Source organism: Candidatus Alistipes pullistercoris, assembly GCF_027665465.1.
Classification (GTDB): Bacteria; Bacteroidota; Bacteroidia; order Bacteroidales; family Rikenellaceae; genus Alistipes_A; species Alistipes_A hominis.
The window spans coordinates 1-23,356 of record NZ_JAQDED010000012.1 but is presented as its reverse complement, the minus strand read 5'-3'; the positions used below and the strand labels follow the sequence as shown (position 1 = coordinate 23,356).

The window sequence follows — 23,356 nt, the reverse complement described above, 5'->3', positions numbered from 1 at the left end:
AAATGATTATCGGGCCTCCAGAGCATCGTTTGCGAACTCCCAAAAAACGATGCGTTGCCGGTTCCACGTGTAAGTGACCGCCACACGGTCTCCGTGGGCGATAATCGCCGGGTAGGAATACTCCGCCGGCGGATTGTCGTTTTCGAGCGCGATTGTCTTCGGCCACGTTTTGCCGTTGTCGAACGATACGGCCAAGTTGAGCAGCGACCTCGACCCCGCATCGCCGCCGACCGGATTGTATGCCAGAACCAGCACGCCGTCCGGGAGTTTTATCAGGTCGATGCCGCTGTTGTTGTTCGGCATGTCGGTCGGGTAGAGCGGACACCAGGATTTTCCGTAGTCTTTCGAGTCGCTCCGGTAGATGCGGGCGTTGCTGCTGCGTACGAGCATGTGGACGATTCCCGGCTCCGATTCCCAGAGCGTGGGCTGGATGACCCCGTGTCCCCTGAAATTGCTGCGGTCCAGTTCCAGAAAGGGCGTCGCCTTCCATGTTCTGCCGTTGTTGCTGCTGCGGTCGACGAATACGTCCCAGTGTTTGTCGCCCGTCTCGCTTTCGAACGATGCGCCGGCCAGCCATACGCCGTTCGATAGGACGATGGGCTTATTGCGAACAGGGCCCCGGCCTCCCCGGTCGCCTTTGACGAGTTCGACGGGTTTCGACCAGGTCGTTCCGTCGTCCGACGAAGCCGTCCACCAGGTCTCCCATTCGGTTATTTTTTTCCCCGCTTTGAAAAAAAGATAAACTTTTCCCTTCCCGTCGCGGAACAGCACCGGATTCCAGTGGGCGTCGTCGCGGATTTTCGCGACTCGGCGAGGCGCCGACCAGTTGCCCGGCTTGCCTTTGGACAGCCATATGGCTACGTTGTCCGCGCTCTCCTTGTCTCCGCCGAACCATGCTACCAGGAAATTGCCGTCGTCGAGTCCTACCAGCGTGGATGCATGGCACTGTTTGAAAGGACGGTCGTCGCCGAACAGGAAATCCCGTTCCGTCAGGGCCGCGTCTTTCCCTTCGACGTTCACGGCGCGTTCCGGTTCCGTTTGTAGCGCCGGTTCCGCCGGGATTTTCGGATAAGCGGCTTTCGGGCCGGCAATGCAGAAAAAAAGGAGGACGGGTAAAAACAGTCGATAAGGTTTTTGCATACTGGGCTTCGTTTTATTGTACGTCGGATATTCCGGATGTCCGGCTGCCGACAGTCGGCCTATCGCGGATAAAAATACGAATAAAATTCGAGATGTCGAATTTTCGGCGGCGTTCTCCGAAGCGACGGCTATATTCCTTTGATCGGCAGTACGCGGCGGAGCGTCGCCCGCGTGAGTATCCTGCGGTTCAGAAAACTGACGATGTATCCCGTGCTGCAAGCGGCGATCAGTGTTCCTTCGCGCACGCCTTCGATGCGCCGTGCCAGCAGGAGCGACAGCAGCGTGGCAACCGTTACGAGCGAGATGTCGAAAGCGACTTTGAATTTTCCGAAATCCGTATTATAGCGCCGCGAGGCGTAGTTGACGAATCCTTCGGCGCTCATCATGACCACGCGGGGTTTGATCTCCAGTACGACGCCGATCGACTGCACGATACAGCCGGCCAACAGCAGTACGATCGCCGCTGCGTAGTTCGGCGGCAGCAGATGTTGCGTCAGGACCATGTTGAAATCGATGAACAGCCCGAAAAGCAACGAAAAAGGCATCTGTAACAGGATTTCGACCGTGTCGCGTCGCGTCATGCGGTCGCGAATAAACCAGAACTGTCCGGCGATAAGCAGCATGTTTATCACGAATGTCCAGGTTCCCAACGTCAGCGCGCTGTTGAGGCTCAACACGTAGTTCACGCTCGATATCGGGGTTGTCCCCAACGACGAACGCAGGATCAGCACGATTCCGGCGGCCAGGAAATAAAGCCCGGTCACGAACAACAGGTATCTGCCCACAAGATTTTTCATCGATACGAAAAACAACGACGCGAATTTACGAAAGATTTTCGTATTTCGCACCGACGCGGCGTCGGCGATCCGGCAGGCGATCTTCGTGGGAGCGTAAGGCGTGTCGTCCGCATTCGGATTCTCGGGAATCCGAATGTTTAGAATTCGAGCCGTATTTCAGTCTCTCCGTCGAAAGGGCGGACGACGACCGTTTCGTCGTCCGCGTTATATGTGCCGCCCGTTACCCGCACGGGTTTTTTCCCTTCGGGATGCGGCAGCCTGATTTTCACGCAGGCGGGTTTCCGGGCCGGGTCGCATCGAACGCTGGCTTCGATCCGGTTGTTGCGGACGTTCGATACCGCCCGGACGTTCAGCGGCCCGAAATAGCTTTGCACGCCGCTCAGTTCGATTCGATCGCCGTCCGCCATCCACCGGCGCGGAATTACCCGGAAGAGATTCAGCGTATCCGCATCCTCCATATAAAGCATCCAGCGGGTTTCCATCAGGAAGTTGGCTTCTTCGTGGGTCTTGTGGGGACTCAGTTTGTAGAGATGCTCCCAGAACGTATAGGTTCCCGGATCGGCGTAGGGGGCCATGGTGTGGTAATAGGTGCTTAGGAAAGGTTTTACCATTCCTTTTTTCGCTTGCAACCAGTTGTGACGGCTGTAATACGGTTGGCTGAAAGTCGAATTTTCCTGGAACATCAGTTCGCTGTGATATTTCAACAACAGATCCGAAACGGGCTCTGCCGGGTCGATTACCTCGCAAAAAACCAGGTACATCGGCCCCAGCATGGCATCCGGGACGGTAAAGGTGCCGTGAGAGCGGAAACATTCGGCCTGTTGGTACAGCAGGCGCGGTCCCGGAGCTTCCGTCCAGGGAGGCGCGGTCGGGCTCCACGTTCCGTCTCCCAGCGGAACGACCGGCGAAAGAGCCATCGTCCGTTCGAGCGATTCGCGGATGTCGTTTCTCCAGTCGGCCGCTTCCTTCTGCAGGCTTTCGGCCTCTTCCGCTCCGATGGCTTCGAATACTTCTCCCATGCGTTTCATGCCGAGGTAACCGTAGCCGTTCAGCATGAATTGGTGGAAATAGTCTTCCGGATCGGCGACCTTTCCGTCGATCATGCCGTATCCGCGTCCTCTGAGGCTGTCCTTTTTACTGCGGTTTCTCCATTCGGTCAGGTAGCGGCAGGCTTTCAGCAAGGCCGGTTTGATTTCCCCGATCCATTCCTTGTCCCGGGTGTAGCGGAAGTATTCGCCCACCGACCACAAAACGGCCCCCGTTTCGACCATATAGCCGTTGTAATTCTCGATTTTTCCATTCTCCTGCTGGGTTTCGATAAAGTAGTTCAATGCCCGCCGGGCCAGGTCGTTCAACCCCATCGAGGCGTAAAATTGAATGATCGGGGCGCTTTCCGTTCCGATCGGAGAGTAAACGCCCACGTTAGCGGCCAGCGTCCCGTCCGGCTCCTGCCCGAAAGTCACCAGGTCCAAATGCAGCAGGCCCGCGCGGACCATCTCGTCGATCCTTTTTTCCGGGACATGGATACGGGCGGCGCGCTCTAGTTTCCCGTTCCAATAGGCCCTGCACGCTTCGTAGCGTTTTTCGAACGACTGTGCGGCCAGTTCTTCGGCCCGCTGTCGGGAGACGGGTTCGTGCGGAATGTAAAAGTTCACTTCGATCCGTTCCCCGGGTTGGAGCAGTACGGCGAGTTCCTCGTTACACAGCGGTTTCCCTTTGATTGTGGAAATACAGAATACCCGGTCCTCCGAGAAAAATGAAAATCCTTTTTCCCGGTCGAATTGATAAGCCGCTCCGATATACAGATTGTTGGTGGGCATTGCCGGGCGGGGGGCCTTGATCCAGGCGTAGCGGGGAACGGCTCCTTCGTTTTCGATTTCCGTCCGGATGTAGAGGACGGCTTCCTCGTCGGCGGGCGGGATCGCGGCCTGTATGTCGGCCAACTGTTTCTGCTGCGTTTCGGTAAATACCCTCCCTCCGGAACGGCTGTCCGAGATCAGGAAGTGGGTTCCCTGCACGTTGCCGGCGTTCAACTCCGACTTTTCGAGCGACACGAACGATACGCTGTGGTAACGGACATCGTCGTCCGTGAGTTCGGAGTGGTAAATGGGAAGTACGCCCTCATCCAGATGCCGGGCGATGTTATCCATGACTCCCACGCCGCGTCCCAGCGCGTACCGGTAGTAGAGCGCCGAAGGGGCCGTTTCCGGCAGTACGACGGGGGAAGAAGAGAAAATCGGACGGATCAGTTTGTCCTCTAATGTGCCGTCCGGCAGCTCTTCCGATATTTCGAACATGCGGATGTCTCTTCCCATGCCGAGCCAGATCGGAACGTTCGACCGGCGGGCGCGTGCCGCCGCGGTTTCGAAAGAGACTTCCGGCTCGGTTTCGATCCGTTCGATCTTGGTACGGCTTTTTCGGGAAAGGATCTCTCGCTCGACCTCCGCATAACAACGGCCGTCTCCGGCCGGGAGTACCGTTACTTTGTAATTCGGAATGTAGATCGGCGTATTCCGGTTTACGTCCCTCAGGAAAAAGGAGAAGGAACCCTGCGGAGCTTCGACGTGGATCAGAGTCGCCTCCGGTCCGATTTTCGTATCGGCGCTGTCGACGAAGCATTCCAGCCGAGCTCCGGAAGCGTTCCGGATGCGGTAGGCGTTCCCGTCGATCCGGACATTCCCTTTTACGGCTTCGATCCGGGCGATTTTCCCGTTCGTAGCCGAAATGCTTCCCGTTCCGGTTCCCCCTTCCCATTCGATGGTAAAGGAGCCGGTCGTTTTATTTTCGGTTTGTGAAGACAGTTTTCCTCCGACAATCAAAAAAAAACAGAGCGCAACGAGTACTTTTTCCTTCATTTTGTTTAGATTAAGTATTCTACAAAAATAATATTATTTTCGGTTCGTCGCGAATGCGGAACCGAATATTGTCGAATCGGCGGAATTATGTGCGTCCTGCATTCCGCTCGCGTCCTTTCCGGCGGCGGAAACGGCGAAATTCGGACGGATTACCGATAAAAGCTTCGTTGTCGGTACGGGCAAATGATTTTCGTACCGATATTTACACTATATTTGAATGTGCTTTGTCGAACGGGGACGCATGTTTTGTCCGTCGATCCCGAATCATGAAAAGATGACCCGTTGCCCGATCGTCGATTATGCGCCCGAGCGGCTTGTGCCGGTTCGGAATACGGATGAATTCCGGTAAACAGAAAAAACTACTAAACTATGTCCCACACTCTATTCGGAGCGCGGCTGATGTTGATCGCCGCCGTGTTTTTAACGGGTTGCCGCAGCGATGCGGGAACCGTTGCTTCGTCCATGCTCGAACGGGGATTCGTCGCCCCGCCCGATTCGGTAAAAATCAGTACGTATTGGTATTGGATTTCCGGAAACGTATCGAAAGAAGGTGTAGCCGAAGACCTGCGATCGATGAAAGCAGCCGGAATCGACCGCGCCTATATCGGCAACATCGGTCACGACGACGTTCCTTACGGGCCGGTCGAGCTGATGAGCGAGCCGTGGTGGGAGATATTGCATACGGCCCTCAAGACCGCAACGGAACTGGATATGGAGATCGGCATTTTCAACTCTCCGGGGTGGAGTCAGTCCGGCGGTCCCTGGGTGAAGCCGGAAGAGTCGATGCGTTATCTGTGCAGTTCGCAGGTGCGGGTCGAGGGCCCTTCGAAGTTTTCGGGCAGGTTGCCGAAGCCCGAAGGGATGATTCAGGACGTGCGCGTGATCGCCTATCCGGTGCCGAAAAACGATGGAGTGCTGCTGAACGACGCGTCCGGAACGGTGCGTTCCGTACCGGCTTTGCCCGGTATCGGACGGTTGGTCGACGGGGATACGCTTACGTCCGTCCGGCTCCCCGTCGGGAAAACCGCGATCGTTTTCGAGTCGCCGGAGCTTTTTACCGCCCGCAGCATTACCGTACGCCCGGAACACCGCCCGATCGTAGCGAATGCCGTCCTCGAGGCTTTGGACGGGAGCGACTACCGGCCGGTGGCGGAGTTCGATATCAGTCGGTTCAACGAAATGCCCAATGTCGGGTTCGATGTTTATGCTCCCGTTACGATCTCTTTCCCGCCCACGTCTTCCCGGGCGTTCCGCCTTTCGGTCGATAATGCCGGCGGACCCGCCGCCCTGCGCGAGGTGGAACTTTCGGCAGCGGCGCGGGTCGAACGTTACAGCGAAAAAAGCCTGGCTAAAATGCACCAGACTCCTCTGCCGTACTGGAAGGACTACCTTTGGCCCGCTCCGGCCGAAACGGACGATCCTTCGCTGGCGGTCGATCCTGCCGCCGTGCGGGATATCACGGAGTTCGTATCCGCCGGGGACGGTATGTTGACATGGGACGTCCCGGCCGGGGAGTGGGCGATCCTGCGTACCGGAATGGCTTCCACGGGCGTTACGAACAGTCCCGCCGCCCCGGAGGCTACGGGGCTGGAGATCGACAAAATGAACAGGGAGCATGTCCGTACCCATTTCGACGCTTTTATCGGTAAGATTCTTGAGCGGATTCCGGAGACCGACCGCCGGTCGTTCAAAGTGGTGGTGCAGGATAGCTACGAAACCGGCGGGCAGAATTTTACGGACGATTTCATCGCCCGGTTCGAAAAATGTTACGGATACGATCCGGTGCCGTTTTTGCCGGTGTTCGAAGGCGTCGTGGTCGGAAGCGCCGAAACTTCGGATCGTTTTCTGTGGGATGTGCGCAGGATGGTGGCCGACGCCGTGTCGTACGAATATGTAGGCGGCATGCGCGAAGTCTGTCACGAACACGGGCTTACCACATGGCTCGAAAATTACGGGCACTGGGGATTTCCGGGCGAGTTCCTGCAGTACGGCGGACAGTCGGACGACGTGGCCGGCGAGTTTTGGAGCGAGGGCGAACTGGGCGATATCGAGAACCGGGCGGCTTCGTCCTGCGCGCATATTTACGGCAAGTCCAGGGTGTATGCCGAGTCGTTTACATGTGCGGGGGCGGCTTTCAGCCGTTATCCGGCCAATATGAAACAGCGTTGCGACCGTTTTTTCGCCGAAGGGATCAACAGCACCCTGCTGACGCTGTTCATCTCGCAGCTCGACGACGGCCGGCTTCCGGGCGTGAATGCCGCTTACGGAAACGAATTCAACCGCAACAACACGTGGTATCCCCAGTTGAATACTTTTATCGAGTACCTGCGTCGCTGCAATTTCATGTTGCAACAGGGGCTGAATATAGCCGACGTGGCCTATTTTGTCGGCGAGGACGCTCCGAAGATGACCGGCGTCGCCGATCCCGCGTTACCTGCCGGTTATCAGTTCGACTATATCAACGGGGAGGTGCTGCGCGACCGGGCGTCTGTGCGCGACGGGTTGCTGACTCTGCCGCACGGAACGCAGTACAGATTGCTGGTGCTTCCCGAACTCGAAACCATGCGGCCGGAACTGCTGACGAAGATCGCCCGGTTGGTAAGGGACGGGGCCGTCGTGCTCGGCCCGTGTCCCGACCGTTCGCCCAGCTTGCAGGGACAGCCCGGCGCCGACCTGCTGGTGCGTGCGCTCGCTTCCGAAATGTGGGCGGAGGTGGACGGAGTGACCCGGAAGTCCCGGCGGTACGGCAAAGGAGCGGTGTTGTCCGGCATGAGCATGGAGGAGGCCCTGGCCTATGTCGACTGCCCGCCGGATCTGAAAACCGATTGCCGCGATATCGTATACGGGCATCGCAGGGTGGGGGAGACGGATATCTATTTCGTGGCGAACCAATCCGCCCGTCCGGTTGCGTTCGAGGCCGGTTTTCGCGTTAGGGGGCTTCGACCGGAGCTGTGGCTTCCCGTTTCGGGTGCGATGCGCCCGCTTCCCGAGTTTACGGTTTCGGACAGGAGCGTTTCGGTTCCGTTGAAGCTGGAGCCTTACGAAAGCGCGTTCGTCGTTTTCCGTGAGCCTGCGCAGGCGTCGGACGCTTCCCGCGGGGGAGTCAACTATCCGGAGCCGGTTCCGGTCGTCGAGATAACCGCTCCCTGGACGGTGGCTTTCGACGCCGCCCGGCGCGGACCCGGAGAGTCCGTAACGATGGATTCCCTGACCGACTGGGCGCTCAGCGACGACGACCGGATCCGGTTCTATTCGGGAACGGCTTCGTATAAGAACCGGTTTACCTGGCAGGCGGCCGATCCTTCCCGGCGGTTGTTGCTCGACCTGGGGTGCGTCGCCGCGATGGCCCGGGTCAGGCTGAACGGACGCGACGTCGGAGGGGTGTGGACTTATCCGTACCGGCTGGACGTAACCGACTTCGTAAAAGAGGGCGGGAACGATCTGGAAATCGAGGTCGTCAATACCTGGGTCAACCGTCTGATCGGCGACAGCGCGTTGCCCGCCGGCGAACGTCCGACGTGGTCTCCGCACAATCCGTGGACCCCGTCGTCGCCGTTGCAGACATCCGGGCTGCTGGGCCCCGTACGTATAGAAAGCGTTTGTTATCAATAAATCGTAAGAATGTGAGGACGGAAAATATTCACCTGGTATATTTCAGCGCGACTTATACGACCCGGAAGGTCATGAGACAGATCGCCGCGCAAATCGAAGGACGGAAGACGGAGTACGACATTACCCGGAGCGCGCCCGGGGCGGAAGTAACGATGGACGACGGCGACCTGCTGGTAGTGGGTATGCCCGTCTATTCCGGACGCATTCCCGCATCCGCGCTGCCGGCGCTCCGCAAGTTCCGGGGAAACGGGACGCCTGCCGTCGTCGTATGCGTTTACGGCAACCGGGATTACGACGATGCGTTGCTCGAACTGACCGATGTTGTCGGAGAAAACGGATTCAGGGTCGCCGCCGCCGCCGCGTTCGTCGCGCAACACTCCATATTTCCGCAGGTCGGAACGAATCGTCCGGATGAGGAAGACATACGGCGGATCGCCGCATTCGTTCGGCAGTTCCGTCGGAAAATCGATTCTGCGGCCGATTCCGCCTCTTTGCAGGAAGTCGTGCCTCCGGGCGGCCGTCCTTATAAAACGCCGGGGAAAGTGCCGTTGCGACCGACGGGCGGCCGCAAGTGCACGGGGTGCGGCGTATGCGTCGAACGATGCCCCGTACAGGCCATTCCTGCCGGCCGTCCCCGGCAAACGGATCCGCAGAAGTGTATCGCCTGCGGCCGCTGCATCGTCGTATGTCCGGCCCGCGCCCGCCGTTTCGGGGGATTGCTGTATAAAATCGTCCGCCGGAAATTCGTGAAAGCTTATTCCGTGCGGAAGGAGCCGGATATTTATGTGTAGTTCCGCGACCGTCCGGATATTTCGTTATCTTTGTATCCTTACTCAATTCGGATAGGCATGGAAGATATCATACGGTTTCTGGAACAGTTGAGGCGCCATAACAACCGGGAATGGTTCGAAGCGAACAAGCTTTGGTACCGCGACGTAAAGGCCCGGTTCGACGGTTTGGTCGCCCGGCTGATCGACGCGATCGCCGCTTTCGATCCTTCGGTCGCTGGGCTTGCGGTGAAGGACTGCACTTATCGGATTTACCGGGATACGCGGTTCAGTCCGAACAAAGAACCCTACAAAACCCATTTCGGGGCTTATTTTTGTCCTCGCGGGAAAAAGTCGGGGTATGCCGGTTATTATTTCCATGTGGAGCCGCAGGGCGACGGGCTGATCGGCGGTCACCTGCTTTCGGCCGGATTGTATATGCCGGAACCGAACGTGTTGAAAAGCGTCCGGGACGAGATCTTCGATAACGGGGAACGTTTCGCCGCCGCTGTCCGGGGAGCGTCCGGTTTTTCGTTGAACGCGGAGAACCGGCTGAAACGGGCGCCGGCCGGTTTTCCGTCCGACAGTCCGTATGTCGAATACCTGAAACTGAAGGACGTCTATTTGGAAAAGTTCGTCGACGACCGTTTTATGTTGCAGGCGGATCTGGTCGAAAGCGTTGCCCGCGAGTTCCGCGCGACGATGCCTTTCATCGCTCTGTTGAACAGGGCCGTGGATTATGCCCGTGAGGAGATGTAGTCGCCGGTTTGCTAATAGCCCAGATCCTCGTTGATCAGGATGACGGCGATCCGCTCTTTCGGAAAACACTTTTCGAGGATCAACCAGCCGTTGCAAATCCGGTCGGGACTGTTGCAGTCGTGACACCGGGCGGTCGTCCGGCAGGGCGTTTTGAATGTCGCATGAGCGAGGGCGTTCATCGGGGCGGCGAGGGTCTTGATCCGCTGGCGGGCCGATTCGAGGTCGGGAGTCAACTTGTTCCGCCCGATGAACAACAGGACGTGTTCTGGCCCGAATGCGACCGCCGCGATGCGGTTGCCGATCATATCCAGCCATACCAATTCCCCCTTTTCTGTCACGGCATTCGCTCCGGTCAAAAACAGATCGGACAGCAGGGCCTGCCGTCTGGTCAGGAGATTCTCGGCGCGTTCTTTCGACGGGTCGAATCCGTCGATCAGCGTGCGCCGGTCGTCCTGCCGGATGACGTTCAGGATTCCGCTGCGGTGCATGGTGCGCGAATCGGCATAACCTATCGTACGGGGAGCCAGCTTTTCGATGATCTCCGCCGCCGCGTTTGCCGCATCTTCGATCCGGTCTACGACGATTGCCGAGAATCCGTTTTTAGTCAGCGCTTTCGCACAACTTTCCAGGCGTGTCAGCCAGTATTTTTCGGATGGATTCATGTTTTTCGTATTCTGGTTTCAGATCCGGAAACGATTCGGACGTTGCAATGTTAGGGATTTCCGCCTGAAAAAACAAATAGAGGCGGGGATAACGAAAAACTCCGCGAAGAGATCCTCTTCGCGGAGTTTTCATACCGGTGTACGGCCGGATGTTATTTTTTATCCGGCTTCACGATCCCTTCGCGCATGTGGGTGTCGGCCTGGATGTTCTGTATTTTGTAGTAATCCATCACGCCGAGATTGCCGTTGCGGAAGGCTTCCGCGATCGCCATCGGGATTTCAGCCTCGGCCAGGATGACTTTGGCCCGCGCTTCCTGCGCTTTGGCTTTCATCTCTTGTTCCAGCGCTACGGCCATCGCCCGTTTCTCTTCGGCTTTGGCCTGCGCGATGTTCTTGTCGGCATTGGCCTGGTCCATCTGCAAGAAAGCGCCGATGTTCTTGCCCACGTCGATATCGGCGATGTCGATCGACAGAATTTCGAAGGCGGTTCCCGCATCCAGTCCCTTTTCGAGTACTACCCGCGAGATGAAATCCGGATTCTCAAGCACGGTCTTGTGCGACGTCGACGAACCGATCGACGATACGATCCCTTCGCCCACGCGGGCCAGCACGGTGTCCTCGCCGGCGCCTCCGACCAGTTGTTTGATATTCGCCCGTACCGTTACGCGGGCTTTGGCGATCAGTTGGATGCCGTCTTTGGCTACGGCCGCTACCGGAGGGGTGTTGATCACTTTCGGGTTGACCGACATCTGTACGGCTTCCGCCACGTTACGGCCGGCCAGGTCGATGGCCGCCGCCATCCGGAAGTCGAGCGTAATGTTGGCTTTTTGCGCCGAGATCAGAGCCGTCACGACGTTGGGCACGTTGCCGCCCGCCAGGAAGTGCGCTTCCAGGTCGTTGGAGGTCAGATGCAGACCCGCTTTGGTTCCGGCGATCATCTGGTTGACGATGACCGAGGGCGGCACCTTGCGGAACCGCATCAGCACCAGTTGCAGCAGACTGATGCGTACTCCCGATACGAGGGCCGAAAACCATAGCCCGATCGGAATAAAGTATAAAATGAACCATAACAGAACGAGCGCGACGAACGCAATCACCCAAATACCAAATCCTTCCATAGTCATATTTTTAGTGTTTTTGTGTTTTTAATCGAGCGGTTCGGAAAATGTTCCCCGGTATCCGGCCGCGGAATCGACCCGCCTTACGATGACGGCGGTATTGTCGTAGCCGATCACTTCGATCGCCTGGTGCGGGTCGATGTAGGCGTCCACGGATTTTGCTTCGATGGTCACTTCGCCGAGCTGCACTTTACCCATCGGAGCGAGTCGGGTCAGCGTTTCGCCCCGTTGTCCGACATGGATGTCCTGCTGTTCGGGGGTAGGGGTAGACGTGCTGTCCACGGTCGCTTTCAGCGAGAAACGGCGCCATGTATTGGCTCTGAGCGAAACGACTACCGCGATGACGCAGAGGATCACGATCGTTGCGAGGATCAGTGCGCCGCCCATTACGCCGTATTGCATGAAACCGTAAAATGCGGCCGCCAGAAATGCGACGAATGCTCCGATCCCGGCGACGCTGATTCCCGGCAGCAGTACCAGTTCCGCTACCAGCAACAGTACGCCCACGACGATCAGCGCGACGATTAACCACATAAGCCTGTTTTTATCAGATTTTATCCCGGACGGGAAATTCTTTTCCAAGGTACGGATTTTTTGGAAACCTGCAAAAGAACCGGTCGAAAATAAGGTGAAAAACAAATGCCTTCCGTTTTTTACCGGGGAAGGCATCGTTTTTAGGGGGCGCGGAACCGGTCGCTAATAGTCGAGGGCCAATACGGTCGCGCTACCCTGCGAGACTGCATTGATAGCCCGGCACAGCGAATCGGCGGCTTCCTTGCTGTCGAAATTCCCGATCGAATAGAGGTAAGATCCGTCGTCGTTCGTGGCGCGCGAGAGTTCCTTGCCGGCCGCCTGGCTGTCGGTCACTTCTTTGATCGCCTCGCTAATGGTTTCGCCCTGCCCGGCGATCTCTACGCGGTACAGGGTGGAAAGCTCGCCGGCCGTTCCTTCGCCGCCCGTTTCACCGGGAATTTCGAAGCGGCCGTCACGCCATACGACGATTTCCGGTTTGCGGAATCCCATGCTTTTCAGCTTGGCCAGTCCGGCGTCGGCGGCGGCCGCATCGCGGAACGCCCCGGCGAAGTAGCGGAATTTCCCGTCTTCGCTCTTCTCGTAACACAGCGGATAGACTCCCTTGAAGAGCGAAACCGCTTGCTTCTGGGTGAAAGCGCCCAGTTGGATGCGGTATACGGTTCCCTGTCGGTATACTTCCATTTCCGGGATCGGGTTCGAGGCGTTGTATTTCGACGGGCTGGCCCGTTCGATATCGGCGTATTCGATGAAAATACGCTCTTTAGGAGCTATTTTCGGCAGGTCGTAGTGCAGTTTGCCGAAAATTTCGGACTGTTTGTTCACCGAGTCCCGGGCCGCCGTGTATCCGAGGATTCCGGCCAGGGCCTCCTCGTAGCCGAGCAGCAGCCGTTTGTTCAGCGGGTAGCCGTAAACGGTTTCCGAGGCTACGCTGTCCTGCATCGCGGCGATTTGCTGGCGGTTGTTGCGGAATTGCGTGCCGAATTTGTCCAGCATCTCGTTCTTGCCCATCTTGTCGAGCAGGTAGTTGTAAGCGTAGGTCTTGTTGTCGTAAATGTAATTCCAGACATGCGACAGCGAGTCGCTGAGCGCCCGGTTCAGCGATCCGATCGATTCCAGTTGCGCATAGGTCTCTTCGGCCAGCGTTTTGTTGGCGGTCGTGTCGTACAGGGTTGCCAGCGAGTCTGCTTTCCGGTAGTTTTCCAGATAGGTTCCCAGCAGTTTCAGCGGCAGCGGTTCGAGTTCCTGCGCGTGCCGCAGCGCTTTGTAATCCTGCTCCGACAGGTTTTCTTTGAAGTAGACGTTGTAGACCAGATTCGGAGTTTGTTTTCCGCCCGCCGGAGCCGGAGTGCCGGCTGCCGCCGGATTTTCGGCCGTACCGTTCAGATTCTTTAGGATGAAGTCCTGCTCGATCGCTCCGATTTCATTGGCCGTGACCCCCTGCTGGTTCCGGATTTCGAAGAGTTCTTTTTCGAGTTGCAGGATTTTGGTTCCGAGCTGTTCTTTTTCCGAATCGGTGGTTTCGGCGGTAAAAAGTTTGCGCGTGTCGTTGATGACCTGCACGACCGAATCTTCGGTTCGGTGCAGACGCTGTTCCTGTTCGAGCAGGGACATGTATTTCGCATTGCTTTCCAGTCCCGCTACGCGCGCCGTGACCTGCTGTCCTTGCAGTCCGGTCGAGAGGGCAACCGCAAACAACGTAACAAATAGCTGACTCAGTCTGTACATGGCAATATCAATCTAACTGCAAAAATATATTTTTTAACGACACGGACGTGCGGCCCGGCGTCATTTCCACTTGTTCAAAAAGAAAAGCTGGATGAATCCGAAAATTTCGAACCGTCCCAGCAGCATCATGATCGTGGCGATGAATTTCACCATCCCCGGCATCTCGTGGTAGTTGCCCATCGAACCGACCTGCCCGAACCCGGCTCCTGCATTCGCCATGCTGGCTACCGTCATGCTGAAGCTGGTTTCAAGATCGATGCCGAAAGCGGCTACCGCGACCGTTCCGATCCCCAGCAACATCAGGTACAGTACGATAAAAAGCATCGCCATGTTGACCGTATTGTTCTCCTGGATCACTCCATTGAGTTTCACCCGGATGATGGCGTTCGGATGTTGCCGCTGAATGATGGCGGCTTTCATCGCTTTGAACGACAGTAGAATACGGTCGCATTTGATGCCGCCTGCGGTCGACCCGGCGCAGGCGCACTGGATCGTGAACAGCATCAGCACGACGATGGCAAGCGGCGTCCATACCGACGAGTCGGCCGTGGCGAAACCGGTGGTCGAAGCGACCGATATAATCTGGAATAGGCTGTATCTTAGTGAAATCCATATATTCGGATAGATGTCCGTCAGCCACAGGCTGATCGCAATGACGACGCCTCCCGCGAGTGTCGAGAAAATGTAGTATTTGCTGATTTCCGATTTGAAGATGTTGTTGTTCTTGCCGGTCAGCGTGCCGTATATCAGGCCGAAATGCAGTCCGGAGACCAGCATGAAGAACATCACGATGAATTCGACCCCGGCGTTGTTGAACGACGCGATGCTCGAATTGCGGGTGCAGAATCCGCCGGTAGCGATGGTCGAGAACGAGTTGCAGACCGCGTCGAACCAGCCCATCCCGACGATCTTCAGCAGCACGGTCTGGATCAGCGTCAATCCGACGTAAACGACGATCAGGATTTGCAGCGTTTTCTGGGTGCGGTACCGGAAATTGTCCTTGGCCATCGACGACAGTTCGACGCTCGAAAGTCGCATCTTGGTCGAGCCCATCGACGGCAGCACGACCAGGACGAACATCACGACCCCGACGCCTCCCAGCCAGTGTGTCGACGCCCTCCAGAACAGCAGTCCTTTGGGTAGCGCTTCGACGTTGCTTAGCGACGTAGACCCGGTCGTCGTGAAGCCCGAAACGCTTTCGAACCATGCGTCGGCCAGCGTGAATTCGCCGCCCCAGAGCATGTAGGGCAGCATACACATCAGGCACGACATCAGCCACGCCCCGACCACCACGCCATAGCCTTCGGAGCTCGATATCTGTTCGCCGCCTTGCACGAAGATCAGCGGGAAGGCTCCGAGGATCGCCGTCAGCAGGAAACTCTGCAACAGCGGGTAGAAAGCGGTATCCATGCCGTTCAGCAGCGAAACGCAAGCCGACAGCAGCAGGAACGCCGCGTTCAGCAGCAAGATGAGACCGATGTATCTGAGTACGATGTTCAACCGCATGTCCGACTATTCGTTTCGTTTGCTTTTTTGCTGATCGATCAGTTTTTCGATGGATTCCTTCAGCCGGAACATTTCATCCCGGCCCTCGACGTTCACCTTGAACGGGATTTTCGAATTCAGGTAATTTTTCAGCGCGTCGGTGATTTTCAGCACCGGGGAGATGTAGTACAGGTTGATGAAATAGAAAAATACCACGACGATCAGAATGCCGATCAGCAGCGCGATGAAGCCCGGCATCGTAGCGCGGTAGGCGTTGTCTTCGAGCCGCTGGGCTTTGACGTCCATGATGCGCTGCGAGGAGACCATGAAATTTTTGATCGACGTGGTCAGGTCGGCATACGACGTTTCGTAGATGTTGACGTACCAGCCGACGCTGTTTTTGTGCAGACTGTCGCTGAGGTAGGCGTCGACGATCCGGTTGTAGGCGACGTTGGCGGCGTAGATCGAGTCGAACCCCTGTAGGTCGCGGATCAGCACGTTGGCTTCGCGCATCGACGAGTCGAATTTTTGCCGGCCGACGATCAGCATCGAGTCGCTGTTGCGGCTGCCCGAGACGATCATCTGCAGCAGTGCGGTGTTCTGATCCTGCACGGCGTCCAGCATCGTTTTCGACAGTTCCATGTTGCGGAAACTGGCTCCCAGCATGCTGTGCGTCGAATGGCTCAGCCTGCTGAGCTCGAAGTAGGAAATGATTCCCGAAAAGAAAAGCAGCAGGGCCAACGAAAGGAAGCCCAACCGTATTTTGTTTTTCAAACCCATGCCCGATTGTCGTTGTTCAAGATTACAAATATAAACAATTTGGCGTACTTACGCTATTCCCGGCTGAGAATCGCCGCATCCATTACCTCTTCACCGTCCGTCGCAGTCAGTTTCACCGGCGTGATCGTATTGATTAGCGCACGGTCGAACGGCGTGCGGACTTTGACGTAGTTGCCTGTGTATCCGTACATATATCCGTTGCGACGCGTGCTTTCCCACAATACTCGCGCTTGCGTTCCGACCTGCTTTTCGTAAAAAGCGCGGTGCAAACGTTCCGACAGCGCGCCGAGCTCGGCGGCCCGTCGTTCGGCGACCGGCGGCGGAACCCGGTTCGGGAATCCGGCGGCGGGGGTGTCGGGACGCGCGGAGTAGGGGAAAACGTGCAGGAATGCCGGGGCGAGACGTTCGAGGAAACGGTAGGTGTCGGCGAAGTCTTCGTCCGTTTCGCCCGGGAATCCGACGATCACGTCGATACCGAGGAATACGTCCGGCACGGCGCGGCGCACCGCAGCGATCCGGTCGGCGAACTGTGCCGTGTTGTACCGGCGGCGCATCAGCGCCAGGATGCGGTCGCTTCCGCTCTGGATCGGAATGTGAAAATGCGACTGGAATCGTTTCGAAGCCGCTGTGAAAGCGATGACCTCGTCGGTCAGCAGGTTCGGCTCGATCGACGAAATGCGGTAGCGATCGATGCCTTCGACCCGGTCGAGGGCCCGCAACAGGTCGATGAACGGTTCGCCGGTCGTTCGGCCGAAATCGCCGGTGTTGATACCCGTCAGTACGATTTCGCGTTGACCTTGCGCGGCGATTCGCTGCGCTTCGGCCGCGAGATCGGCGATCGGGAGGTTGCGGCTGGCGCCGCGCGCCAGCGGAATCGTGCAGTAGCTGCAATGGTAATTGCACCCGTCCTGTACTTTCAGGAACGAGCGGGTGCGGTCGCCGGTCGAGAACGCGGCGAAAAAGTTCGTCAGTTCGCCGGCTTCGCAGGTGTGTACCGATGCTTTGCGTTTGGCGCCGAGTGCGGATACCCGTTCGTAGATCGAGCCTTTGTCGTTGTTGCCGATCACCAGGTCGACCCCGTCGATGGCGGCCAGATCCTGCGGCCGTAGCTGGGCGTAGCATCCGGTGACCGCGACGATGGCATCGGGATTCGTCCGGACGATCCGGCGCACGATGTTGCGGCACTTTTTGTCGGCATGTTCAGTGACCGAACAGCTGTTGACGACATATACGTCGGCGGTTTCCCCTTGCCGGGCGCGTACGAAGCCGCCCGCTTCGAATTCGCGGGCGATGGTCGACGTCTCGGAGAAATTGAGCTTGCAGCCCAATGTGTAAAAACCTACTTTTTTAGCGGATGACATGGCGTTGTATTTCGATACCGGCGCAAAGGTACAAAACCGCCGCCTAATTTTTGCCGCTTATGCCGCATTGTGGAAGAATTCCCGAAAAAAACGCGTAGCTTTGTAGTTCGATCGACGGTTTATGGATTTCTTTTATGAACTTTTTCAATACAGGTTTCTGACCCATGCGACGCTTGCCTGCCTGTTGTGCGGTCTGGCCTGCGGCATGGTCGGTACGTACGTGGTGTGCCGCCGGCTGGTTTTCCTCAGCGGCGGGATCACCCATTCGTCGTTCGGCGGGATCGGGATCGCCTACTATTTCGGGCTGAATCCGATTGCCGGCGCGTTCTGTTTCGCGGTGCTGTCGGCGTTCGGGATTGAAGCCTTTACGGCCGGCAAACGGATCCGCGAGGATTCGGCGATCGGCCTGATCTGGTCGCTCGGCATGGCCGTCGGGATTATCTTCGTATACCTGACGCCGGGATACGCTCCGAACCTGATGAGTTTCCTGTTCGGGAATATACTGAGCGTCACCTCCTCCGACCTGATCTGGATGGGGATCGTCGACCTGGCGATCGTGATCGTTTTCGCCGTCTGGTACCGGCCGATCTTGTACGTGGCTTTCGACCGGGAGTATGCCCGCAGCCAGAATATGCCGACGCGGTTGATCGGTTACCTGATGTCGGCGCTGATCGCCGTGACGATCGTCATTTCGATCCGCGTGGTGGGGATCGTTCTGCTGATCTCGCTGCTGACCATGCCCGCGGTGATCGCCAACCAGCTGACCCGCTCGTTCGGACGGATCATGGCCGGGGCTTCTGCGATCGGCGTGCTCGGTTCGTTCGCCGGACTTTACGTCAGCTACAAGGGCGATATTCCGTCGGGCGCGTCTACAATATTTATACTGACCGTTACGCTTATTATTGTAAAACTATTACCTTTGCGTGACTTTATGCGGAAGCGGGATGAAAACGGTACATAAGCTCATATTGAAATCGTACGTAGGGCCGATGGTGCTCACCTTCTTCATCGTCCTGTTCGTTTTTATCATGCAGTTCATGTGGCGCTATATCGACGAACTGGTCGGCAAGGGGCTCGGCATGGGCGTGATTATGGAGCTGATGATGTACGCCGCCATCACGCTGATACCGATGGTGTTGCCGCTTGCGACGCTGTTCGCCGCCGTGATGACGATGGGCAACATGGGGGAAAATTACGAGTTGCTCGCGCTGAAATCCGCCGGCGTATCGCTGCCGAGGATCATGCGGCCGCTGATCGTACTGGTCTTTTTCGTCGCCGTCGGCAGTTTTTTCGTCGCCAACAATCTGGTGCCGATGGCGATGCGGAAGATGTCGGCGCTGATCTACGACATCCGGCAGCAGAAACAGGTCATCGAATTCAAGGACGGGCTTTTTTTCAATCTCGACAACGACATGAGCATCCGGGTCGACCACCAGGACCCGAAGACGAAGCTGCTGACCGATATCCTGATCTACGATACGCGCAATACCAATATAAACGGCAAGATGGGGACGATCGTAGCCGACTCTGGCTACATTTCGCTGTCCGACGACAAGCGTTTTCTGCTGGCCACGCTGTATAACGGCGAGATGCACGAAGAGGTGCGCAACTACCAGTGGATGAAAGATAATACGCTGGAACGCCGTTATTTCGACGTTTACAACATGGTGATCCCGATGTCGGGTTTCGATTTTTCCCGAACCGACATGTCGCTGTTCAACAACAGCCAGACCAAAAATACGAAAGAACTTTCGGCCGGGATCGACTCGCTGGAGAAAGTCAGCGCGGCGGCGGCCAGCGCCTCCTACCAGCCGCTGATCACCACCTTCATTTTTCCTTTCGACCAGGGTCTCGGCACCGATTCGATCGCTCCGTTGCACGGGCGGCCCGTTTACCTGAATGCGCACATCGACAGCATGGGTCTGAAAGACCGGCAACGGATTTACAACGAGGCGCTCAACAAAGCGCGCAACTCCCGCAGTTTCTACTCGTTTGACGAGGTAACCTCGAAAGACGCCCTCACGCAGCTCTACAAATTTAAGGTCGAGTGGCATAAAAAAATGGCCCTGCCGGTTTCGATCATGATCTTTTTCCTGATCGGAGCGCCTTTGGGAGCGATCATCCGTAAGGGAGGGCTGGGGATGCCGGTCGTCGTATCGGTCGGTTTCTTCGTAATCTATTACATCATTACGATCACCGGCGAGAAGATGGCGCGCGAGGGCTCGTGGAACTCTTTTATCGGGATGTGGATCGCCACATTTATCCTGTTGCCGATCTCCGTCTACCTGACCTATAAAGCGACCAACGATTCGAACCTGTTCAACGCCGAATGGTACCTCGCCCACACCCGGAGAATCCGCGGATTTTTTAAACGGATATTCCCGCGAAAACGGCGTATGCAGCCGGAGAACCGGTAACCGTACGAAAACCGAAAATTAAAAATACAAAATCGAAATATCATGTCACAAGAACAAAACAACGAAAAGATTCTCAGCAGTGTGGACGAAGCGATCGAAGATATCCGCGCGGGCAAAGTCGTCATCGTGGTCGATGACGAGGATCGGGAGAACGAAGGCGATTTTATCGTCGCCGGCGAAAAGATCACCCCGGAGATCGTCAATTTCATGCTTCACAACGGCCGCGGCGTGTTGTGCGCTCCGTTGACCGAAGACCGCTGTCGGGAACTGGATCTGGAGATGCAGGTTGCCAACAATACGTCGCTGCTCGGTACGCCTTTCACGGTGTCGGTCGATTTGCTCGGACACGGTTGTACAACCGGCGTGGCTGCGACCGACCGCGCGGCTACGGTGCGGGCGCTGGTCGATCCTGCCACCAAGGCGTCCGATCTGGGCCGTCCGGGGCATATTTTCCCGCTCCGGGCGCGTAACAAAGGGGTGCTCCGCCGTCCGGGTCATACCGAAGCGGTGATCGACCTGACGCGGATGGCCGGACTGACTCCCGGCGGCGCGCTGATCGAGATCATGAACGAAGACGGTACGATGGCCCGTCTGGGCGATTTGCGGAAAATCGCTCAGCAATTCGGCCTGAAGATCGTTTCGATCGCCGATATCATCGCTTACCGCCTGAAAACCGAATCGATCGTAGAGCGGGGCGAAATGGTGGATATGCCGACGGCATGGGGACATTTCAAGCTGATCCCGTTCCGCCAGACGAGCAACGGGCTGGATCATGTGGCCTTGATCAAAGGGGAGTGGGAGCCGGACGAACCGGTGCTGGTGCGCGTGCATTCTTCGTGCGTGACGGGCGATATTTTCGGTTCGTGCCGCTGCGATTGCGGAGCCCAGTTGCACGAAGCGATGAAAATGGTCGAGCAGGAAGGAAAAGGCGCGGTCGTCTATCTGAATCAGGAGGGCCGGGGAATCGGCTTTTTCAATAAAATGAAAGCCTATAAATTGCAGGAAGAAGGGTACGATACCGCCGAAGCCAATGTCAAACTGGGTTTCGGGGTCGACGAGCGCGATTACGGAGTCGGAGCCAGCATTCTGCGCGAGATCGGTATCCGGAACATGCGGCTGATGACCAACAATCCGCAGAAACGCGCCGGGCTGGAAGGCTACGGCCTGCGAATCGTCGAGAATGTCCCGATCGTGATCGCTCCGAATCCGTACGACGAAAAATACCTTCGCACCAAAGAGCAGGTGATGGGGCACCGGCTCGGATTGTTTAAGTAATAACGGATAATACGCTGTGGTCTAATGGGAATAGCTGTTGCTCATATAGCGCTTTGGACGAACCGTCTGGAAGAACTGCGGGATTTTTACGTGCGTTATTTCGACGGGGAGAGCGGCCCCGTATACCGTAATCCGGCCAAGGGATTCGAGTCTTTTTTCGTCCGTTTCGACGGCGTCGTCGCGTTGGAACTGATGCGGAGGACGGATATCCGGGATTCGGACGAAGGCGAGCATACCGGCTTTTGTCACGTCGCGTTCGGCGTCGGCAGCCGCGAAGCGGTGTGCAGCCTGACCGAACGGTTGCGGCGGGACGGGTATCGGATCGCCGGCGAACCGAGGCAGACCGGGGACGGATACTTCGAGAGCGTCGTTTGCGACCCCGACGGCAACCGGATCGAGATCGTAGCTTAACGGGATATTTAGAGATATGGACAGCAAGAAACTGCGTATCGTTTATATGGGTACCCCCGATTTTGCGGTGGCCCCGTTGCGGAGATTGGTGGAAACGGGTTATCACGTCGTCGGCGTCGTGACGATGCCCGACAAACCGGCAGGCCGCGGGCTACATTTGCAGCAGTCGGCCGTCAAGCGGTATGCCGTGGAAGTCGGGTTGCCGGTTTTGCAGCCCGAAAAATTGAAAGATCCGCAGTTCGTCGAGACGTTCCGGGCGTTGCGGCCCGACCTGGGAATCGTGATCGCTTTCCGGATGCTGCCCGAGATTATTTGGTCGATGCCTGCGCTGGGGACGTTTAACCTGCATGCGTCGTTGTTGCCGCAGTACCGGGGGGCCGCGCCGATCAACTGGGCGATTATCAACGGCGAGACGGAGAGCGGCGTCACTACCTTTATGCTGAACCACGAGATAGACAAAGGAGATATCCTGTGCCGGAGCCGTGTCCCGATCGGGCCGGACGAGTGCGCAGGAACCTTGCATGACAAACTGATGGTCGCGGGGACGGATTTGGTCGTCGAGACGGTCGAAAAGATCGCGGCGGGAGACATCGTACCTGTCGGACAGGATGACATAGCGCCTGCCGAAATCCGGGAGGCGCCGAAAATATTCAAAGACACCTGTCGGATCGACTGGAAATCCGACCGCCGGACGGTGTTTAACCTGATCCGCGGACTGAGTCCCTATCCGGTCGCATGGAGCGAACTCCGCAGGGACGATGCGGCTCCGCTTGCCGTCAAGATTTACCGTGCTCATCCCGATCCGGATGCGGGAGCGGGGTGCGCTCCCGGAACGATCCTTTCCGACAGAAAAACCTTTCTGAAAGTAGCCTGTGCGGACGGATACGTTTTTCTCGACGAACTGCAGGTGGCCGGTAAAAAGCGTATGCCCGTAGCCGATCTGCTGCGCGGTTTTCAGCGAATCGACGCTTGCGTATTCGTGTAGGAAACAGAAAATGCCGCCGTCGTATTTACCGGGCGGATATATCTTTTCGGTAGCGGCATGTTTTTCCGTCGGGCGTTATTCCTTCGATAGCGATATCGTATTGCTGGTTTTTATGATCGTTTGAGTAAAATTCGATTTGGGCGGTGCCGTCCGGGCCGATTTGCAGATAAGGGTTCCAGTACAGCGTCGTCCGGATATCGGGTTTTTCGTCGGCGATCTTTTCGGGTGTGTCGTATATCGGACTGTAAAATTCCACGCTTTCGGCATAACCGATCGTGCGATACATTTTAATCTCAGAGCCGACCGTCGAAACACCTTCTTTTAAAATTATCTCTATATGATTTTGACATTCGCCGCTACCGGATAAAGACATTATTTCTGTTGTCCTTACATTGCTGATATACAAAACGTCATCAATTATATAGTGAGCTAAATCGCTTATAGAACAACTCGTCCCATTAAGCGATAAAGTAACAGGAGCATAAAGTTTACTGAAATCAACTTTGGGATCTAATGGATTTGGCAACCCTTTTCTTTTTACAAACAAACCTCCCCCCACCCTTACCACTCCCGGCAAGAACATCATGTAGTTATACAGGGACATTGGTTTGTACTTAGCGAGCGCGGTTGTATCGTATAGCGTACCGTAACTGTTCGCCTTTGGTTTTCTAGG

Annotated in this window: 18 protein-coding genes and 1 pseudogene; 8 read left to right on the top strand and 11 right to left on the bottom strand. The window is 56.8% G+C overall.

The window, feature by feature from the left end; all coding sequences use genetic code 11:
* Nucleotides 1-6: 6 nt before the first annotated feature.
* The 3 genes from PGR91_RS12710 to PGR91_RS12700 form a co-directional block, all read right to left on the bottom strand.
* Nucleotides 7-1,140, bottom strand: a complete 1,134-nt coding sequence (locus tag PGR91_RS12710) for a sialidase family protein (RefSeq protein ID WP_118657242.1) — start codon at nucleotides 1,138-1,140, stop codon at nucleotides 7-9.
* Between the two features lie 128 nt (nucleotides 1,141-1,268).
* Nucleotides 1,269-1,937, bottom strand: a complete 669-nt coding sequence (locus PGR91_RS12705) for a YczE/YyaS/YitT family protein (protein WP_101574045.1) — start codon at nucleotides 1,935-1,937, stop codon at nucleotides 1,269-1,271.
* Nucleotides 1,938-2,074: 137 nt separating this feature from the next.
* Complete coding sequence (locus PGR91_RS12700; protein WP_118657241.1) at nucleotides 2,075-4,792, bottom strand: hypothetical protein; 2,718 nt, start codon at nucleotides 4,790-4,792, stop codon at nucleotides 2,075-2,077.
* Between the two features lie 369 nt (nucleotides 4,793-5,161).
* Here PGR91_RS12700 and PGR91_RS12695 point away from each other — a divergent pair, with 369 nt between their 5' ends.
* The 3 genes from PGR91_RS12695 to PGR91_RS12685 are packed head-to-tail and all read left to right on the top strand — an operon-like array spanning nucleotide 5,162 to nucleotide 9,930.
* Nucleotides 5,162-8,404 (top strand): glycosyl hydrolase, encoded by a 3,243-nt coding sequence (locus tag PGR91_RS12695; protein ID WP_118657240.1) that lies wholly within the window; start codon nucleotides 5,162-5,164, stop codon nucleotides 8,402-8,404.
* A gap of 11 nt (nucleotides 8,405-8,415) precedes the next feature.
* Complete coding sequence (locus tag PGR91_RS12690) at nucleotides 8,416-9,195, top strand: 4Fe-4S binding protein (RefSeq protein ID WP_101574020.1); 780 nt, start codon at nucleotides 8,416-8,418, stop codon at nucleotides 9,193-9,195.
* Between the two features lie 57 nt (nucleotides 9,196-9,252).
* On the top strand, nucleotides 9,253-9,930 hold the full coding sequence (locus tag PGR91_RS12685; RefSeq protein WP_101574022.1) for a DUF2461 domain-containing protein: 678 nt from the start codon (nucleotides 9,253-9,255) through the stop codon (nucleotides 9,928-9,930).
* 11 nt (nucleotides 9,931-9,941) lie between these two features.
* On the opposite strand, the gene PGR91_RS12680 is transcribed toward PGR91_RS12685, so the two are convergent.
* From PGR91_RS12680 to mtaB, 7 genes are all read right to left on the bottom strand, one after another.
* Nucleotides 9,942-10,592: a lactate utilization protein gene (locus PGR91_RS12680; RefSeq protein WP_055205115.1), complete on the bottom strand. Its 651-nt coding sequence runs from the start codon at nucleotides 10,590-10,592 to the stop codon at nucleotides 9,942-9,944.
* Between the two features lie 152 nt (nucleotides 10,593-10,744).
* Entirely contained in the window at nucleotides 10,745-11,710 is a 966-nt protein-coding gene (gene floA, locus PGR91_RS12675) for a flotillin-like protein FloA (RefSeq protein ID WP_101574024.1), read from the bottom strand.
* Between the two features lie 27 nt (nucleotides 11,711-11,737).
* Nucleotides 11,738-12,244, bottom strand: coding sequence for an NfeD family protein (locus PGR91_RS12670; RefSeq protein WP_055205169.1), 507 nt, complete (start codon nucleotides 12,242-12,244; stop codon nucleotides 11,738-11,740).
* Nucleotides 12,245-12,406: 162 nt separating this feature from the next.
* Nucleotides 12,407-13,969, bottom strand: a complete 1,563-nt coding sequence (locus tag PGR91_RS12665; protein ID WP_118657239.1) for an SPOR domain-containing protein — start codon at nucleotides 13,967-13,969, stop codon at nucleotides 12,407-12,409.
* A 60-nt stretch (nucleotides 13,970-14,029) separates the two neighbouring features.
* A complete protein-coding gene (locus PGR91_RS12660) occupies nucleotides 14,030-15,475 on the bottom strand; it encodes a TrkH family potassium uptake protein (RefSeq protein ID WP_172970801.1) in 1,446 nt (481 codons plus the stop codon).
* Nucleotides 15,476-15,481: 6 nt separating this feature from the next.
* Nucleotides 15,482-16,234, bottom strand: coding sequence for a hypothetical protein (locus PGR91_RS12655; protein ID WP_055205118.1), 753 nt, complete (start codon nucleotides 16,232-16,234; stop codon nucleotides 15,482-15,484).
* A gap of 53 nt (nucleotides 16,235-16,287) precedes the next feature.
* Nucleotides 16,288-17,595: a tRNA (N(6)-L-threonylcarbamoyladenosine(37)-C(2))-methylthiotransferase MtaB gene (mtaB, locus tag PGR91_RS12650; protein ID WP_118657238.1), complete on the bottom strand. Its 1,308-nt coding sequence runs from the start codon at nucleotides 17,593-17,595 to the stop codon at nucleotides 16,288-16,290.
* Nucleotides 17,596-17,716: 121 nt separating this feature from the next.
* Between mtaB and PGR91_RS12645 the strand changes: the two genes are divergently transcribed.
* Genes PGR91_RS12645 through fmt form a run of 5 tightly spaced genes read left to right on the top strand, consistent with a single transcriptional unit; the run spans nucleotide 17,717 to nucleotide 22,683 of the window.
* Nucleotides 17,717-18,556, top strand: coding sequence for a metal ABC transporter permease (locus PGR91_RS12645; RefSeq protein ID WP_055205120.1), 840 nt, complete (start codon nucleotides 17,717-17,719; stop codon nucleotides 18,554-18,556).
* Complete coding sequence (locus PGR91_RS12640) at nucleotides 18,540-20,012, top strand: LptF/LptG family permease (RefSeq protein WP_118657237.1); 1,473 nt, start codon at nucleotides 18,540-18,542, stop codon at nucleotides 20,010-20,012. Before PGR91_RS12645 ends, PGR91_RS12640 begins: the two co-directional genes overlap by 17 nt.
* Before the next feature lie 42 nt (nucleotides 20,013-20,054).
* Nucleotides 20,055-21,287, top strand: coding sequence for a bifunctional 3,4-dihydroxy-2-butanone-4-phosphate synthase/GTP cyclohydrolase II (locus PGR91_RS12635; protein ID WP_055205122.1), 1,233 nt, complete (start codon nucleotides 20,055-20,057; stop codon nucleotides 21,285-21,287).
* A 24-nt stretch (nucleotides 21,288-21,311) separates the two neighbouring features.
* Nucleotides 21,312-21,698: a VOC family protein gene (locus PGR91_RS12630; RefSeq protein WP_153498284.1), complete on the top strand. Its 387-nt coding sequence runs from the start codon at nucleotides 21,312-21,314 to the stop codon at nucleotides 21,696-21,698.
* Nucleotides 21,699-21,714: 16 nt separating this feature from the next.
* Nucleotides 21,715-22,683 carry a methionyl-tRNA formyltransferase gene (fmt, locus tag PGR91_RS12625; RefSeq protein ID WP_118657236.1) on the top strand — a complete coding sequence of 323 codons (969 nt, stop codon included), beginning with the start codon at nucleotides 21,715-21,717 and terminating at the stop codon, nucleotides 22,681-22,683.
* Between the two features lie 25 nt (nucleotides 22,684-22,708).
* Here the strand turns inward: fmt and PGR91_RS12620 are convergent.
* Nucleotides 22,709-23,356 (bottom strand): annotated as a pseudogene (locus tag PGR91_RS12620) (hypothetical protein); the annotation flags it as partial.